Genomic DNA, 15,929 nt, shown 5'->3' on the forward strand with positions numbered 1-15,929 from the left:
ACCATGGCCCGCGGCCTCGGCGGCACCAAGGCCTACGACATCGTGATCAGCCAGCCGGAACAGGACGGCAAGGTCAGCGAGATGACCCTGCGGCTCGTCCCCACCCCCACCCCGTAACACCGCACCCACCCCACGAGGGCCCGGCACCTCCACGGCTGCCGGGCCCTCGCCTTCTCGACCCCACCGCACCGCCGCCACCAACCGTTCCGGCGCGCACCACACCACGACCAAGGAGAACCCCCGCAATGGCACGACCCACCCGCCGACTGCTCGCCACCGCCCTCACGGTCACCGCTCTGAGCCTGAGCCTCGCCGCCTGCACCAGTGACGGCGACCCCGAGCCGACCCCCACCCCGACCGCCACCACCGAGCAGGCACAGCAAGCCGAAGCCCAGGCCGAGGCCCACCTCGGCGAGTGCGTCGACGGCTTCGCCCAGATCCAGGCCACCGGCGAGCCCGTCACGTTCGGTGACTGCGAAACGGTCTCGATCCTCGGCAATGCCACGGACGTCACACTGGGCGCCGTGACCACGCTGTCGATCGAAGGCAACGACAACACCCTCACCACCGAGGGAGTGACCAGCTTGTTGTTCGCCGGCACCGGCAACACCCTCACCCACACAGGTGAAGCCCCCGCCGTCGACGACCTCAGCGACGCCCCCGAGAGCAACACCGTCACCGCGCGCTGATCCGCCTCGCCCGGCCGAAGCCCGACGACCCGAAAGGGCGTCGGGCTTCGTGCTGTGCCGTGACAGCCGAGGAACAGTCCCTCGTCCGCATCACCCCGTCGGCACATGGCATTGCTCATCCAGAAGTAAAATGTTAGATTGGATCAAGTCGCCGAACGGTGACATCCCGACTTCCTCGCGAGGTGACCCATGCCCGTGGCTTCCCCACCCACCGCCCCTGCCCGCCGCGGCTCTCCGGCCGAGCCGGCCCGCGCCTCCAGGTCGTACCCACGCCCTCTCGCGATGACCGTCGACGCCCTCGCGTGGTCGGCGGCGATCACCTCGACCGCCCTGCTGGTCGGGCTCGTCGAGCCCGAGACCGGCACGGGGGTCGCCTCGGCGGTCCTGTTCACGGTCGTGGCCCAGCTCGTCGCCGGACTCGCGATCGGCCTCTACCGTCGCCGCTGGCTCCCCGGCAGCCTGGCCGAAGCCCACGGTCTGGTCGCCTCCGCCCTGATCGTCGGCGTCGCGGCATCCGTGGTGCCGCTCGTGCCTCCGGGGCAGGACATCCCGACATCCGCCTGGCCCCCCTCGCTGCCCCTCGTGGCGTTCCCGGTGGCCGCCCTGATCATGGCCGGCACCCGCACGCTCGTCCGAGGGCGCGTCGAACGCGCCCTGCGACCGCGGCCCGATGCGGCTCCGACGCTCGTCTTCGGCACCGGCGTGCTCGGCGAGCACATCGTGCGCCAGCTGCTCACCGACCCGACCAGCCCTTTGCGACCCGTCGAGCTGCTCGACGACGATCCGACTCGCCGGGGGCTGCGCATCGCCGGCATCACGATCGCCGGCGGCCGCGGCGAACTCGCCGATGCGGCCCGGCGGACCGGCGCCGAGACCCTCGTCCTCGCCGTCGCCCGGGCCGACGCAGCACTGGTGCGCGACCTGACCGAACGAGCGTCGGCGATCGGCCTCCGCATCCTGACCGTGCCACCGCTCGACGACCTGTTGACCGGCGGGTCGAGCACCAGCGACCTGCGCGACGTCTCGGTCGAGGACATCGTCGGACGACGCCCCGTCGACACCGACGTCGAGTCGATCGCCGACTACGTGCGAGGCCGCCGGGTGCTCGTCACCGGTGCCGGTGGCTCGATCGGCAGCGAGCTCTGTCGCCAGTTGTCTCGCTTCGCCCCCGCCGAGCTGATGATGCTCGACCGGGACGAGACCGCCCTGCAATCGGTGCAGGTCACGCTCAGCGGCCACGGCCTGCTCGACACCCGTGACGTCGTCCTCGCCGACATCCGCGATGCCACCGCCCTGACGACCATCTTCCGCGCACGACGCCCCGAGGTGGTCTTCCACGCGGCCGCCCTCAAGCACCTGCCCATGCTCGAGCAGTACCCGGCCGAAGCCTGGCAGACCAACGTGATGGGCACGCTCAACGTGCTCGAGGCAGCGGCAGCCGTCGACGTCGAGACCTTCGTCAACATCTCGACCGACAAGGCCGCCAACCCCACCAGCGTGCTCGGCCGCTCGAAGCGCCTCGCCGAGCGGCTCACGGCAGGCGCGGCCGAGAAGAGCGGGCGACGCTACCTGTCGGTCCGATTCGGCAACGTCCTCGGCAGCCGGGGCAGCATGGTGCCGCTCTTCCGCGACCTCATCGCCACGGGCCGCCCCCTGACCGTCACCCACCCCGACGCCACCCGGTTCTTCATGACCATCCCCGAGGCCTGTCACCTCGTCATCCAGGCCGGAGCCATCGGAGGGCCCGGCGAAGCACTCATCCTCGACATGGGTGAACCCGTCAAGATCCTCGACGTGGCCGAGCGCATGATCGCCCTGTCGGGTCGCGACGTCGACGTGGTCTTCACCGGGCTCCGCCCCGGCGAGAAACTGCACGAAGAACTCAACGGCGTCGGCGAGGACGATGTCCGGCCCGTCCACCCCTTGATCTCGCACGCGACAGTTCCCCCGCTGGACGCATCGGACCTCGACGTCGACGCCGTCCTCACCGACCCCCCACCGGAGGCGTTCCGCCCCGTCGCCACGACCTGAGCCGGGCACCGCCCGCGCCGGACAGCGCGAATGGGCTGTCCACAGGCACGAGCATCCCTGTTGTGTCATATCTCTTTCTACGTCTAGCATTTCGGTACCGATGCGTCGGTCTCCCTGCCACGACCAGAAAGACGACTCCATGCACATCACGTTCACGCGCGCAGGCGCCCTGGGGCTCGCGGTCGCCACCGCCGTCGCCTCACTGATCCTGGGCTCGCCCGCGGCGACAGCGGCACCGGCTCCCCCATCTGCCGACGAGCCGTCGGCCCAGGAGCCCCTCACCCCCCTCCCCCGATCGACCGGCAGCGCCACCCTCGTCTTCGAAGGCGGGCCGGGGGCGTACTTCACCCCTGAGTTCAGCTACGACCAGGGCGTCGTCACGGGGTACTCGACACACCCGACGGCCGAGGCCGCCGAGGGGGCAGCCCTCCGCCTCGACGTCCTGCCGTCCCCGGGCGGGTGGTTCCAGTTGCGCGACCCCGCGTCGCGACGCTGCGCATCCTCCGTCGCCGCCGTCGAGCACGCCGCCCTCGAAGTCGTCTACCAGAAGCTCTGCGACGACGACGACGCCCGCCGCTTCCGCGTCGTCGGCGACCGACTCGAGAGCGCGGCCCACCCGGGCCTCACCGTCACGGGGCCCACGACCTTCGTCGAGGCCAGCGGCCTCTACACCTGGAACGTCCTCGGCTTCGGCGCCGAGGGCGGACTGAGGGTCGTCGGCGACGTCGACGACCTCCGGGCGTTCTCCGTCGACGTCGACTCGGTCGACATCCCGAACCGTTCGGCGGTCGTCTCGGGCCAGGCCGCACCCGAGTCCTACGTCGTCGTCGAAGGCCTGCCCGGCACCCCCGTGGGGCCCGAGTTCCGGGCCGGGGCAGACGGGACGTGGTCGGGACCCCTGACCGGGCTCGCCCTGGGCTCGAACCCGCTCACCTTCACCCAGTACGAGAACCAGGTCCCGACCGCCGAGACCACTCTCGACGTCGAGCTCGCCGTGCGCCCGTTGGTCGCGCGGGTCACCTTCCCCGCTGATCACGGCGACCGGGCCGTCCTGTCGGGCACCGCACACCCCGGCGCCGTCGTCGTCGTCGTCCGGGACTCCGACGAATCCGAACTCGCACGGGTTCCCGCGTCGTCGGGCGCAGGCATCTGGTCCACGCCCGTCTCCGCCCCCGACGCCGGTGGCGACCACGACGTGTCCGTCCGACAAGAGATCGACGGTGAGGTCGCCGGCCACGTCACGACGACCGTGTCCTACGGCGCCGCGGTGGCCGTCACGACCCCGGTCGACGACGCCGCCCACGGCGGCGGTCGGGTCGAGATGACCGGCACGGGCGAGCCCGGGGCCGGCATCCGGGTCCGCGAAGAGGGGCGCCAGACGGTCCTCGGCAGCGCGACGGTCTTGCAGAACGGTCGCTGGAGCCTGCGGACGACCGTGGACGTCGACTCGACGAGGCACGTCCTCGAGGCGACGCAGAGCGGGCGTGGCCGCAACACGACCGTCGCGACCGTCACCCTCAATCCCGAAGGGACACCCGAACCCCCGGTGATCACCGCACCCACGATCGAGAGCCCGGCCGACGGAACGACGGTCACCACGCCCCGCCCGACGATCTCCGGTCACGGCCACGACGGGGCCACGATCTCCGTCGAGACGGCTCCCGGCCAGGTCATCGGCACCGGCACCGTCGAGGGCGGCACCTGGACCGTCCGGCCCACGCGCGACCTCGCCACCGGCCCGAACACCCTCACGGTCGTCCAGACGACGGGCGACGACGTCCAGAGCGTCAGCATCGCGGTGACCCGCGTCGCCGCCGACCTACCGCTCCGCGTCACCAGCCACGTGGACGGCCAGCTCTACGACGTGGGCACGACGACCTTCCGAGGCACGGCCCCCGTGGGGTCGACCGTCGTGGCCAAGAACCAGTGGAACACCCTCATGGGATCAGCCGACGCCACCGACGGCACGTGGGCGTTCGACCGCAACCTCGGGCCCACCTCGACAGGCTACGAGCTCACCTTCACCGCGACGATGCCCGGCGGGACGCCGCAGGTCACCAGCCTGCGACTCGTCTACGGCGGCAGCCTCGCGTTCCAGGTGACGAGCCCGGCGCACAACAGCAGCTACACCGAGGGCGTGACCACCTTCGTCGGTCGTGCCGCCCCGAACACGACCGTCGTCGCCCGCAACCAGTGGAACACCCTCATGGGCACTGCCGTCAGTGGACTCGACGGGTCCTGGTCGTTCGACCGCTACCTCGGGCCCACGGCCGCCGGCTACGACATCAGCTTCGTCGCCACCCGGGGGTCCGACGTCCGCCGATCGATCCTGCACCTCGACCACCGGTCGTCCACGGTGCCGGTCCGCATCACGAGTCACGTCGACGGCGAGATGTTCCGGCCGGGCCCGAACACGTTGAGCGGCGTCGGCACACCGCGCGCCCGGGTGTCCGCCGTGGCGACGGTCGCCGGCAGCCGGGTCGAGCTGGGTGACACCGAGGTGACGACCGAGGGCCGATGGTCCCTGCCGACCCGCTCGTGGTCGGCGACGGGAGACCACGTCGTGACCGTGACCCAGACCAACCCGGACGAGACGACCTCGGAGGCGACCATCACGGTGACGGCGCCGGTCTTCGCCCCCCTGACCCTCAGCACCCCCGAGGTCGGCGACACCTACGAGAACCTCGTTCCCGTCCGTTTCGAGGGCACCGCCACTCCCTTCGCGACGGTCACGGTCCGGTCCGGCGTCAGCGACACCGTCTACCGCACCGTCGAGGCCGACCGTGCGGGTCGCTGGCGGTTCGACCGGGCGTGGGGGCCCGATCACGACTACGTGCTCGTGATCGAGCAACAGGCCATGAACGGTCAGGGCGACCGGTTGCCCGACCTGACCTGGGCTCCCTCACGATGACGTCGACGAAGGGGGACGCCCGGTCGTGGCGTCCGACGCGACGGAGACTCGTGGGGGTCGCCGGCCTCTCCGGTCTCGCCCTGGTCGCCGGGCTGACCGGGTGCACCGCGAACGGGTCTGCCGACGACCGAGGTGACCGCCCCCACGAGACGACCGGCGAGACGACGCCCGAACCGTTCGTGACCGGTGTGTGCGTCGACGGGACCGCGGCGGTCGTCGTCGAAGCCGGGGCCCCCGAGACCGTCTTCACCGACGCGTGCGACACGGTGAGCGTGATCGGCACCGGCGGGACGGTCTCGCTCGGCACCGTTCGACACCTCGTCGTCGAGGGGACGAACCTGGCCGTCGTCATCGACTCCGTCGAGCTGGTGGACTTCGCAGGCGACGACAACACGGTGAGTCACGCCGGCGCCGAGCCCGTCGTCAACGAGAACGGCACCACGGGCAGCGTCGTCACGAGCCGGTGAGCGGGTTCGGCCCGTCCCGATCGGTGCGGGCTGCCGGCTGTCAGTCGGCGGGCGCATCATGGTCCGATGTTGAGCATCGACCTCGCCCGCCGACTCCGGCGATCCGGATTGCGTTGGCGTCCCCGCCCCGGCGACCGCTTCGTCATCGACGGGGACGCGTTCGGCGACGAGGTGTTCATCTTGAGCGACATGACCATCGAGGCCCACGAACACCCGACCGGAACGGTCCTGGGGTTCAACGGCACGACCGAATGGGCACTCGACTCGGTCGCCGCGGACGACAGCCTGTGGTTGCCTCGAGAGGACCAGCTACGCGACCTGCTCGGACGCGCCTTCCGGTCCCTCTCGCGAGTGCCCGCGCTGGGCGAGGGACTCGACGGCGAGACGGTCGCCTACGACGTCCGAACGCGTCGCCTCGGTGCCGAGAACGACGAGTCGCACCTCTCGGGCGACCCCGAGGACGCCTACGCCCTCGCCCTGCTGTCGTTCATCGACGCCTCGCTCACACGAGACGACTGACCCCTTCCCCGCCGACAGCCTCAACGCCGGGTCGACACCGTCACGGTGAACTTCGCCGTCCGGGACACCTGGCGGGTCGGACCGACGACGCGCTCGAGGACGGGCCGGTACGCGAGGGCGCTGTTCCACACGCACCACAACTCGCCGCCGGGGTGGAGCAGCCGCGCTGCTGCGTCGAAGAGCTTGTGGGCGATGCCCGGGTGGACGGTCGCCCCGACGTGGAACGGCGGATTGAGCAGCACCAGGTCGGCGGAGCCCGGGGGCAGCGAGCCTCCCGCGTCGTCGCGCCGCGCCTCCATGCGTTCGCCGAGACCGTTCGCCGCGATGGTGGCGGTCGCCGAGTCGACCGCGGCCCGGGACTGGTCGGTGGCGACGACCGTCGAGGCCGGGTGCGCGCGGGCGTAGCTGACACCGAGGACGCCCGTGCCGCAGCCGAGGTCGACGACGTGACGGGCCCCGGGCGGGGCCGCGTCGAGTGCTGCCAGGAGCACCCGTGTTCCGATGTCGATCGTGGTGCCCGCGAAGGCGGCACCGTGGGCCACGATCACGAGATCGCCGTGACGTCCGGACCGGGGCCAGCCCGACACCCCCGAGGGGCGGGGACCGGCCACGGTGAGCACCCGCGACTTCTGGCGCGCCAATCCCGCCTGCACCTCGTCGAAGTGCCGACGCAGCACCTCGTTCATGGCCGTCGTCATGTGCTTGACGCGTCCCCCGGCGAAGACCTGCACCCCGGGGTGAGCGTGGGCGGCGATCAGCTCGGCGATCTCGTCGAGGGCGTCGAGGCCGCGCGGCAGTTGCACGAGGACCACGCGAGCGCCCGAGACGAGGTCGGGCTCGAGGCCGTGCGACGTCCAGCGAGCCCGCGGGAACACCGCCCGGGCGTTGGCCTCGAGGGCGCGCTCTCCGGACAGGGCGTCCTGGTGGACACGGACCTCGGCGCCGTCGGCGTGACCTGCCGCGACGTCGGCGACGCCGAGGGTCAGGGCGCCGTAGCGGTCGCCGATGACGGTGACGTGTCTCGGGTGGGCGACCAGCGCCTCCTGCGCGGTGTCGAGCAGCAGTCGATCGGTCGCGTCGTGCGCGACGAGCTCGGGCGCCTCGACGTCGGGCCACCGGCGGAGCTGCGCGAAGTCGATCACGCCACCACGGTATCGGTCGGGCCGGGGAGGCGCGGGCCGCCGCCCGTCCGCCCCTGCGGCCTCAGCGCAGCGGCCGCCACACGACCACCGAGGTCTGCCGCGACGGGCGGGTGCCGTGCCGCAGCGGCACGACCCCGCTCTCACCCGCGGCGAAGACACGGGCCCCGGGCCGGTTGACCATCTCGTCGGCCAGGGCCCGCTCGAGTTCGCGGACGCGCGATTGGAGCGCCGTCACCTGGTTCTCGAGCTCGAGGATGCGTTTGATCCCCTCGAGCGAGATGCCCTCGCCGCCGAGACGTGCGATCTCGCGGAGCTGCACGACGTCGCGCATCGAGTAACGGCGCGACTTGCCCGCCGTGCGCTGCGGGACGACGAGTCCGAGCCGGTCGTACTGGCGGAGCGTCTGCGCGTGCAGGCCCGAGAGTTCGGCGGCCGTCGCGATGGCGAAGAGGGGCGAGTGCTCGTCCATCGGCCACTGGGTGGGGTCCGGTCGGTCCATCTCGTCTCCTGTCTCGTCGCTAGGGACCTGCCGCCGAGGAGGCGCGGGTCGGGTCGGTCTCGTCAGGCCCGTGCGCGGGCGATCAGGTCGTCGCGCGGGTTCTCGGCCGGCAGCGCGGCCGCCAGGGCCTCGACGGCCTCGCGTGCCCTGTCGTTGAGATGGGCGGGCACCGCGACCTGGACGGTGGCGAGCAGGTCGCCGACGCCGTCCTTCGCGTGCACGCCACGACCCTTGACCCGCAGCACGCGGCCCGACGGCGTGCCCGGCGCGACGCGCAGTCGCACGGGGTCACCACCCAGGGTGGGCACCTCGATGGTCGCACCGAGGGTCGCCTCGGCGAACGTGACGGGCACGTCGAGCCGCAGGTTCTTGCCGTCGAGCTCGAACACGGGGTGCTTGCGGACGGCGACGGTCAGCACCATGTCGCCGGCCTCACCGCCGTCGGGGCTCTGTTCACCCCGTCCGCGCAGCTTGATCTTCTGCCCGTCGTGGACGCCGGCCGGGATGCGGACCTTCATCGGCTTGCCGTTCGACGCCTGCAGCGTGATGGTCTCGCCGACGATCGCGGTCTGGAAGTCGAGGGTCGTCGTGGCCGTCATGTCGCGGCCCTTCTGTGGTCCGCCGAAGCCGCGGTAGCCGCCGCTCGTCTGGCCGAAGCCGCCGCCGCCGAACATGCCGCCGAAGATGTCGTCGAAGCCACCGCCGCCGCCCTGACGGAACTGCGTGCGCTGCCCGCCCTGGTTGAACATGCCGCCGAAGACGTCCTCGAAGCCGCCACCCGCGCCTCCAGGGCCACCGCTGCCGGCCGCGAACCGGGCACCGCCGCCCATGGCCCGGACCTGGTCGTACTCGCGACGCTGCTCGGGGTCGGAGAGCACCGAGTGCGCCTCGCTGATCTCTTTGAACTTCGCCTCGCTGGCGGCGTCACCCGGGTTGGAGTCGGGGTGGTACTTGCGCGCGAGCTTGCGGTAGACCTTCTTCAGCTCGGCGGGCGTGACGTCTTTGGAGACACCGAGGACGGCGTAGAAGTCCTTGTCGAACCAGTCCTGACTCGCCATGCGGCACCTCCTTCCTTGACTGGAGGTCGCTGCCTGGCAGCGACCGGAAGAGAACGGGGGAGGCGGTGGGCACCTCGTCGAGGAGCCCACCGCCGGTCGCGACTCGCGTCGCCGGGGGTGGTGACGGTCGGCGCGGGGGCCGACCGTCACCGGGGTGCTACTGGGGGGTGTGCACCGCGACCTTGGCGGCGCGGATGACGCGGTCGCCGATCGTGTAGCCCGGCTCGATCACGTCGGCCACGGTGTTGACCGTGACGTCGGCGCTCGGCAGCTGGACCAGCGCGTCGTGCTTGCTGGGGTCGAACACGTCACCCTTGGCACCGATCTGCGTGAGGCCGAACTTGTCGAGCCCCCCGCGGATCTTCTGCGCGATGACGGTCATCGGGCCCTCGGCCAGGTCGCCGTGCTGCTCGGCACGGGCCAGGTCGTCGAGCGCCGGCAGCAGCGACCGGATGACCTCGGCGACCACGGCCTCACGGTTGGCTTCGCGGTCACGCTCGACGCGCCTCCGGAAGTTCACCAGCTCGGCCTGGGCACGCAGCATGTCCTGTCGCATGTCGGCGACCAGGTCGGCACTCGCCGCGTCGAGGATGGCCTCGTCGTCGGCGCTCAGCGTCTCGGTGCCCTCGGGCGCCTCGGCCATCGACTCGGCCGCGGCCTTGGCCCCGGCCGGGGCCTCGGCGTCGGCCGGGGTCTCGACGTCGGGAGCCTCGGCGTCGACGAGCTCGTCGGGCTCGACCACGTCGGCCGTGCCGCCGTCTTCGGACGGGGTCGCGGGACGCGGCTCGTCGTCGGGCGTCTTGTTGTCGTCAGTCATGCCGACCGCCTCTACTTCTTGTCGTTGTCGTCGTCGTCCACGACCTCGGCGTCGACGATGTCCTCGTCGTCGCCCTGGGCCTGGCCGTCGGCGGGAGCCCCCTCGGGGCCGGCCGCACCGGCAGCACCGGCCTGGTCGGCCTGGCTCTGCGAGTAGATCGCCTGGCCGAGCTTCTGCTGGCTCTCGTTGAGCTTGTCGAAGGCGGGCTTGATCGCGGACTCGTCGTCGCCGGCGAGGGCGGACTTCAGCGAGTCGACGTCGGCCTGCACCTCGGACTTGACGTCCGCGGGCAGCTTCTCGTCGTTCTCCTTGATCAGCTTCTCGATCGAGTAGACGAGCTGCTCGGCCGAGTTGCGGGTCTCGTTGGCCTCACGACGCGCCTTGTCTTCGGCGGCGTTCTCCTCGGCCTCGCGGACCATGCGCTCGATGTCGTCCTTCGACAGCGACGAGCCGCCCGAGATGACCATCGACTGCTCCTTGCCGGTGCCCTTGTCCTTCGCGGACACGTGCACGATGCCGTTGGCGTCGATGTCGAAGGTGACCTCGATCTGCGGGACGCCGCGGGGGGCCGGGGCGATGCCGGTCAGCTCGAAGGTGCCGAGGTTCTTGTTGTCGCGGGTGAACTCGCGCTCGCCCTGGAAGACCTGGATCGCGACGGACGGCTGGTTGTCGTCGGCCGTGGTGAAGGTCTCGCTGCGCTTGGTCGGGATGGCCGTGTTGCGCTCGATGAGCTTGGTCATCGCGCCACCCTTGGTCTCGATGCCGAGGCTGAGCGGGGTGACGTCGATGAGCAGCACGTCCTTGCGCTCGCCCTTCAGCACGCCGGCCTGCAGGGCGGCGCCCACGGCGACGACCTCGTCGGGGTTGACGCCCTTGTTGGGCTCCTGACCACCGGTGAGCTGCTTGACGACCTCGGTCACGGCGGGCATGCGGGTCGAGCCACCGACGAGCACGACGTGGGCGATGTCGCCCACCTTCACGCCCGCCTCTTTGATGACGTCGTTGAACGGCTTCTTGGTGCGGTCGAGCAGGTCGCTCGTCCACTGCTCGAACTGCGAGCGCGAGATGGTCTCGTCGAGGTTGAGCGGGCCGTCGGCCGTCAGCGTGAGGTACGGCAGCTGGATGCTGGTCGAGGTGCTCGACGACAGCTCTTTCTTGGCCTGCTCGGCGGCCTCTTTGAGGCGCTGCTTGGCGATCTTGTCGGTCGAGAGGTCGACGCCGTGGGCGTCCTTGAACTTCTTGATGAGGTGCTCGACGATGCGGTTGTCCCAGTCGTCGCCACCGAGGCGGTTGTCACCCGAGGTGCTGCGCACCTGGATGGTCGAGAAGTCTTCGTCCTTGCCCACTTCGAGCAGCGAGACGTCGAACGTTCCGCCACCGAGGTCGAAGACCAGGATGAGCTCGTCTTCCTTGCCCTTGTCGAGGCCGTAGGCGAGGGCGGCCGCGGTCGGCTCGTTGATGATGCGCAGGACGTTCAGGCCCGCGATCTCGCCGGCCTCTTTCGTGGCCTGGCGCTCGGAGTCGTTGAAGTACGCCGGGACGGTGACGACCGCGTCGGTCACCTCTTCGCCCAGGTACTGCTCGGCGTCGCGCTTCAGCTTGCCGAGGATGCGAGCGCTGATCTCTTGCGGGGTGTACTTCTTGTCGTCGATCTCGACCTTCCAGTCGGTGCCGACGTGACGCTTGACCGACGCGATGGTGCGGTCGACGTTGGTGACGGCCTGGCGCTTGGCGGTCTCGCCGACCAGCACCTCGCCGTCCTTCGTGAAGGCGACGACCGAGGGGGTCGTGCGCAGACCCTCGGCGTTCGCGATGACGGTGGGCTCGCCACCCTCGAGGACGCTGACGACCGAGTTGGTGGTGCCGAGGTCGATTCCTACTGCACGTGCCATGTGCTTTTCTCCTTCGTGGTGCGGTGTGACGAAAGCCTTGGGGGCCGGCCTTGAGTCGGCCTGGCTCAACTTTACTCACGCTGCGGCCGACGTCAAGCTGCGAACCTGAAAGTTGAGCCAGAAAGACTCAAGTCTCGAACGGGGGTCGTCGCGACCGCCCCGGACGAGGAGGCGCAGCCCCCGTCGGCCACGGACGCCCACTAGGTTGACCCCCATGACCGCAGCGCAGACGCTCGCCGACAGCACCCCGATCCCGCGCCGCCGCGTGATCTCGTGGGCCCTCTGGGACTGGGGCTCGGCCGCCTTCAACGCGGTGGTGACCTCGTTCGTCTTCAGCACCTACCTGGCGAGCGGCGCCTTCGTCGACCCGGCGATCGTCGCGGCAGCCGGAGACGACACCCGCAACCCGGCGCTGGTGCTGGCCAAGGCCGAGAACGCGACGGTCATCTCGACGGCCCTGACGATCGCCGGCGTGCTGATCGCCCTACTCGCGCCCGTGCTCGGTCAGCGCAGCGACGGCTCGGGCCGTCGCAAGCTCTGGCTAGCGGTCAACACCGGCCTGGTCGTGCTCGCGATGGCCGCGATGGTCTTCGTCGCCCCCGTGCCCGACCTCCTCGTCTTCGGCGCCGCCCTGCTGGCCGTCGGCAACCTCTTCTTCGAGTTCGCGAGCGTCAACTACAACGCGATGCTCGTGCAGGTCTCGACGCCCAGGACGATCGGCAAGGTGTCGGGCTTCGGCTGGGGCCTCGGCTACGTCGGCGGCATCGTCCTCCTGCTCTTGCTGCTGGTCGCCTTCCTCCAGAGCTTCGGAACCGAAGGACGCGGCGGCCTGTTCGGCGTCGCCACGGGAACGGCAGGAGGCGCGTGGGACGTCCGCCTCTCGATCGTCGTCGCCGCGGCGTGGTTCGCGATCTTCGCGGTGCCGGTCCTGCTGTCGGTGCCCGAGCTGCCCGCCACCGCCGCACGGGCCCGGGTGGGCTTGTGGCGTTCGTACCGCCTCCTGGGGTCGACGATCGCCAAGCTGTGGCGCACGAACCGCCAGGTGCTGCTGTTCTTGCTGGCCAGTGCCGTGTTCCGTGACGGCCTCGCGGCCGTCTTCACCTTCGGGGCGATCATCGCGGCGCAGGTGTTCGGGTTCTCGCCGAGCATGGTCATCTACTTCGCCGTTGGCGCCAACCTCGTCGCGGGGATCGGCACCTTCGTCGGCGGGTGGCTCGACGACCGCCTGGGCGCCAAGACGATCATCGTCGGGTCGCTGGTGGGGCTCGTGATCGCCGCCTTCGCGGTGCTCGCCATCGGGACGGCGACGAACCTCTTCTGGGTGTTCGGCCTGGCGCTCGCGCTCTTCGTCGGGCCGATCCAGTCCGCGAGCCGGTCGTTCCTGGCGCGGGTGACGCCGCCCGGGCGCGAGGGCGAGATCTTCGGGTTGTACGCGACGACCGGGCGAGCCGTGAGCTTCCTCGCGCCGGGGCTCTTCACGCTGTTCGTGTCGGCGACGGGCGACACCCGGTTCGGCATCGTCGGGATCGCGCTCGTGCTGCTGGCCGGACTCGTGCTGATGCTGCCGGTCAAGGGAGTGCAACGGTCCATCGACTGAGCCAGGCCTGAAGTCGCTTCTCGGGCGCGTGGAATGTAGAGTATCGGTCGGCCGTCCCGATCGGTCTTCCCTTTCCCCCATCCGGAAGAAGACATGAGCACGATCAGATCAGGCCTCACCGCCGTCGGCCTCGCAGCCCTCGCGGTCGGCACCCTCGCCCCCGCCGCAGCCCACGCGGCCCCCGCCATCACCGACCAGGCCCCGGCCGAGGCGCCGTCCGCGTCGCCCAAGGCCCCGTCCGCACCCCGCATCACGTTCGTCGAACCGAGCGAGGACGACAAGCTGTCCGTCGCCGGCATGGCGCCGGGCGCCCGACTCGCGGGGGTCATCGTCGAGGGAGGGGGCAGCTACAGCGCCGCCGTCTGGAACGATCGCTTCGCCACGCTCGTCGACGTCGCCGACCGGGGCAAGAAGGCCACACTCGTCTCGTACACCCCACAGGGGAAGGTCGAGGTCGAGTTCGTCCTCGAGACCCAGTACGCCCAGGGCGAGAACGAGGCACCCGGCACGCCCGTCATCCACGCCGTCAGCCAGTACGACGACGGCCACTTCGTGATCGAGGGGACCGTGGCGCACCAGCCCGACCTGTTCTCGAAGACCGAGGTGTGGGCCAACCGTTCCGGCATGTCGTGGGACTTCCCGTCCGAGAACGGATCGTTCTCGCTGACCGTGCCCGCCTCGCGCGCCGGCGAGGTCATCGAGGTGACGGCCTACTACCGTGGCCACGGGAGCGAGACAGCTCAGGTCGAGCTCGTCCCCACCGAACGCAACACCGCCTCGGACGTCCACCCGCTCGAGGTCGCATCGCCCACCGCGGGCGACGTGCTGGCGGCCCCCGAGGCGACGTTCGCCGGGTCCGGCATCCCGAACTCGCAGATCGTCGTGACGCGTGACGAGAAGACGAACCGCGCCTCCTCGACGCTCTGCGAGACCCGCGTCACGTCGCTGGGCGACTGGAGCTGCACGTCGCCCGCGCTGCCCGCCGGTTCGTACCGGACCGCTGTGACCGAGACTCCCACGTGGGCCTCGGCTCCGAAGCAGGAGACGAGCGCGACGTTCACGGTCGCCCCCACGGAAGACGTCGACCCGACGACGCCTGCCCGCCCGCTCCTCTCGTCCGTGCACCGCAGCTCGACGGGCGACATCGTCGTCCGGGTCATCGTGAACCGGGCCCACCAGGCCGAGATCCGGGTCGGCGAGCACCGCGAGCAGGTGTCCGGCCTCCACGGGCGCTTCTCGTTCGTCCTCGACGGCTCGCTGGAGGGCCAGACCGCGACCGTCACCGGCATCGGGTCCCCCGACCGGGGCCGCTCCCTCGACATCCCGCTGACCCCGGCCGAGATCCCCGCACCCTCGCCCCTCGCCGCACCACTGGCGCACTCCGTCGGCGTCAACAGCGACGGCACCATGAGCATCCTCGGGACCACGAGCTACTTCGCGAACGAGTTCGACGTGCCCGGCGTCATCGCCCAGTTCGACGGCAGATACATCGGCGGCACGGGCGTCACGTGGAACGGCGCCTACGCGATCACCGTCGACCCCGAGTACGCCGGCGAAGAGATCGACCTGATCACCGTCCGCGGGACCGACATGTCCGAGAAGACCCCCATCGTCCTGGAGGCGACCGACGAGAACACCGCGCCCGAGACGTTCCCGCTCGACGTCGTCTCGCCCGCCGAGGGCGAGACCATCGACGTCGACACGGACGTGTTCACGGGCGAGGGCATCCCCGGCTCGATCGTCACCCTGAGCACCGACGTCGGGGGCACGGACGAGCCCGCAGCGACGCTCGGTGACGCCGACGTCCTGGCCGACGGCACGTGGACTCTCGAGCTGGATGCCACGGCATCCTTGACCCCGGGTGAGCACACGATGACCGTCGTCGAGACGCCCTACTGGGACTCGCTGAAGCCCCTGACCTCGACCCGGACCTTCACCGCATCCGAGAACGTCGAACCGGCCCCCGAGACCCGGGACCTCACCATCGAGGGCGACGGCACCGTCTCGCCCACCGGGTTGACCACCCTCACGGGCGCCGGTCACCCCGGCGCGACCGTGACCCTCCACCCCTTCGGTGAAGGCCGCGGCGGCGAAGTCCGCACCGAGGTCCGCGCCGACGGCACCTGGAACATCGCCCGCGGCTTCGGACCGTCGAAGTACAACGCGGCAGTGTTCGTCCAGACCGGCGCCCCCGGCGCCGACCAGACCGTGGCCCACCCGCTCGACGGGACCCGCACCTCCTCGCTGATCATCGACGGAGACGGCACCGTCTCGCCCACCGGACGCACCACCCTCACCGGCACCGGC

General features: G+C 70.8%; 12 protein-coding genes. 7 read left to right on the forward strand and 5 right to left on the reverse strand.

What is annotated here, in order from left to right; genetic code table 11:
* The first annotated feature begins 245 nt into the window (after positions 1-245).
* The 5 genes from ASE87_RS14435 (at position 246) to ASE87_RS14455 (ending at position 6,617) form a co-directional block, all read left to right on the forward strand.
* Positions 246-689, forward strand: coding sequence for a DUF3060 domain-containing protein (locus ASE87_RS14435; protein WP_056229822.1), 444 nt, complete (start codon positions 246-248; stop codon positions 687-689).
* A gap of 282 nt (positions 690-971) precedes the next feature.
* The gene (locus tag ASE87_RS14440; protein ID WP_056229825.1) at positions 972-2,720 is read left to right on the forward strand and encodes a nucleoside-diphosphate sugar epimerase/dehydratase; all 1,749 of its coding nucleotides are present in this window, start codon (positions 972-974) and stop codon (positions 2,718-2,720) included.
* 139 nt (positions 2,721-2,859) lie between these two features.
* Positions 2,860-5,631 carry a hypothetical protein gene (locus ASE87_RS16395; protein WP_056229828.1) on the forward strand — a complete coding sequence of 924 codons (2,772 nt, stop codon included), beginning with the start codon at positions 2,860-2,862 and terminating at the stop codon, positions 5,629-5,631.
* Complete coding sequence (locus ASE87_RS16400; protein ID WP_043597763.1) at positions 5,628-6,098, forward strand: DUF3060 domain-containing protein; 471 nt, start codon at positions 5,628-5,630, stop codon at positions 6,096-6,098. The genes ASE87_RS16395 and ASE87_RS16400 overlap by 4 nt, the downstream gene beginning before the upstream one ends.
* Before the next feature lie 66 nt (positions 6,099-6,164).
* The gene (locus ASE87_RS14455) at positions 6,165-6,617 is read left to right on the forward strand and encodes a hypothetical protein (RefSeq protein WP_056229831.1); all 453 of its coding nucleotides are present in this window, start codon (positions 6,165-6,167) and stop codon (positions 6,615-6,617) included.
* A 20-nt stretch (positions 6,618-6,637) separates the two neighbouring features.
* Here the strand turns inward: ASE87_RS14455 and ASE87_RS14460 are convergent, their stop codons facing one another.
* The 5 genes from ASE87_RS14460 to dnaK form a co-directional block, all read right to left on the reverse strand.
* Entirely contained in the window at positions 6,638-7,759 is a 1,122-nt protein-coding gene (locus ASE87_RS14460; RefSeq protein WP_056229834.1) for a class I SAM-dependent methyltransferase, read from the reverse strand.
* Positions 7,760-7,820: 61 nt separating this feature from the next.
* Positions 7,821-8,228: a heat shock protein transcriptional repressor HspR gene (locus ASE87_RS14465; RefSeq protein ID WP_043597756.1), complete on the reverse strand. Its 408-nt coding sequence runs from the start codon at positions 8,226-8,228 to the stop codon at positions 7,821-7,823.
* A gap of 92 nt (positions 8,229-8,320) precedes the next feature.
* Positions 8,321-9,316 carry a DnaJ C-terminal domain-containing protein gene (locus tag ASE87_RS14470; RefSeq protein WP_056229837.1) on the reverse strand — a complete coding sequence of 332 codons (996 nt, stop codon included), beginning with the start codon at positions 9,314-9,316 and terminating at the stop codon, positions 8,321-8,323.
* 157 nt (positions 9,317-9,473) lie between these two features.
* On the reverse strand, positions 9,474-10,133 hold the full coding sequence (locus ASE87_RS14475; RefSeq protein ID WP_231567196.1) for a nucleotide exchange factor GrpE: 660 nt from the start codon (positions 10,131-10,133) through the stop codon (positions 9,474-9,476).
* Positions 10,134-10,144: 11 nt separating this feature from the next.
* On the reverse strand, positions 10,145-12,025 hold the full coding sequence (gene dnaK, locus ASE87_RS14480; RefSeq protein WP_056229839.1) for a molecular chaperone DnaK: 1,881 nt from the start codon (positions 12,023-12,025) through the stop codon (positions 10,145-10,147).
* Between the two features lie 214 nt (positions 12,026-12,239).
* Here dnaK and ASE87_RS14485 point away from each other — a divergent pair, with 214 nt between their 5' ends.
* The gene (locus tag ASE87_RS14485) at positions 12,240-13,622 is read left to right on the forward strand and encodes an MFS transporter (RefSeq protein WP_056229842.1); all 1,383 of its coding nucleotides are present in this window, start codon (positions 12,240-12,242) and stop codon (positions 13,620-13,622) included.
* 93 nt (positions 13,623-13,715) lie between these two features.
* The coding region (locus ASE87_RS14490; protein ID WP_162235895.1) for a hypothetical protein at positions 13,716-15,929 on the forward strand (2,214 nt) is incomplete at its 3' end.

It is taken from the genome of Frigoribacterium sp. Leaf44, from assembly GCF_001421865.1.
In the GTDB taxonomy this organism is placed as follows: Bacteria; Actinomycetota; Actinomycetes; order Actinomycetales; family Microbacteriaceae; genus Frigoribacterium.

Excerpts from the sequence above, each read along its gene's own strand:
- ASE87_RS14470 (WP_056229837.1), bottom strand. The coding sequence starts at position 9,316 with ATGGCGAGTCAGGACTGGTTCGACAAGGACTTCTACGCCGTCCTCGGT.
- ASE87_RS14475 (WP_231567196.1), bottom strand. The coding sequence starts at position 10,133 with ATGACTGACGACAACAAGACGCCCGACGACGAGCCGCGTCCCGCGACC.
- ASE87_RS14455 (WP_056229831.1), top strand. The coding sequence starts at position 6,165 with ATGTTGAGCATCGACCTCGCCCGCCGACTCCGGCGATCCGGATTGCGT.
- dnaK (WP_056229839.1), bottom strand. The coding sequence starts at position 12,025 with ATGGCACGTGCAGTAGGAATCGACCTCGGCACCACCAACTCGGTCGTC.
- ASE87_RS14485 (WP_056229842.1), top strand. The coding sequence starts at position 12,240 with ATGACCGCAGCGCAGACGCTCGCCGACAGCACCCCGATCCCGCGCCGC.
- ASE87_RS16395 (WP_056229828.1), top strand. The coding sequence starts at position 2,860 with ATGCACATCACGTTCACGCGCGCAGGCGCCCTGGGGCTCGCGGTCGCC.
- ASE87_RS14440 (WP_056229825.1), top strand. The coding sequence starts at position 972 with ATGACCGTCGACGCCCTCGCGTGGTCGGCGGCGATCACCTCGACCGCC.
- ASE87_RS14465 (WP_043597756.1), bottom strand. The coding sequence starts at position 8,228 with ATGGACGAGCACTCGCCCCTCTTCGCCATCGCGACGGCCGCCGAACTC.
- ASE87_RS16400 (WP_043597763.1), top strand. The coding sequence starts at position 5,628 with ATGACGTCGACGAAGGGGGACGCCCGGTCGTGGCGTCCGACGCGACGG.
- ASE87_RS14435 (WP_056229822.1), top strand. The coding sequence starts at position 246 with ATGGCACGACCCACCCGCCGACTGCTCGCCACCGCCCTCACGGTCACC.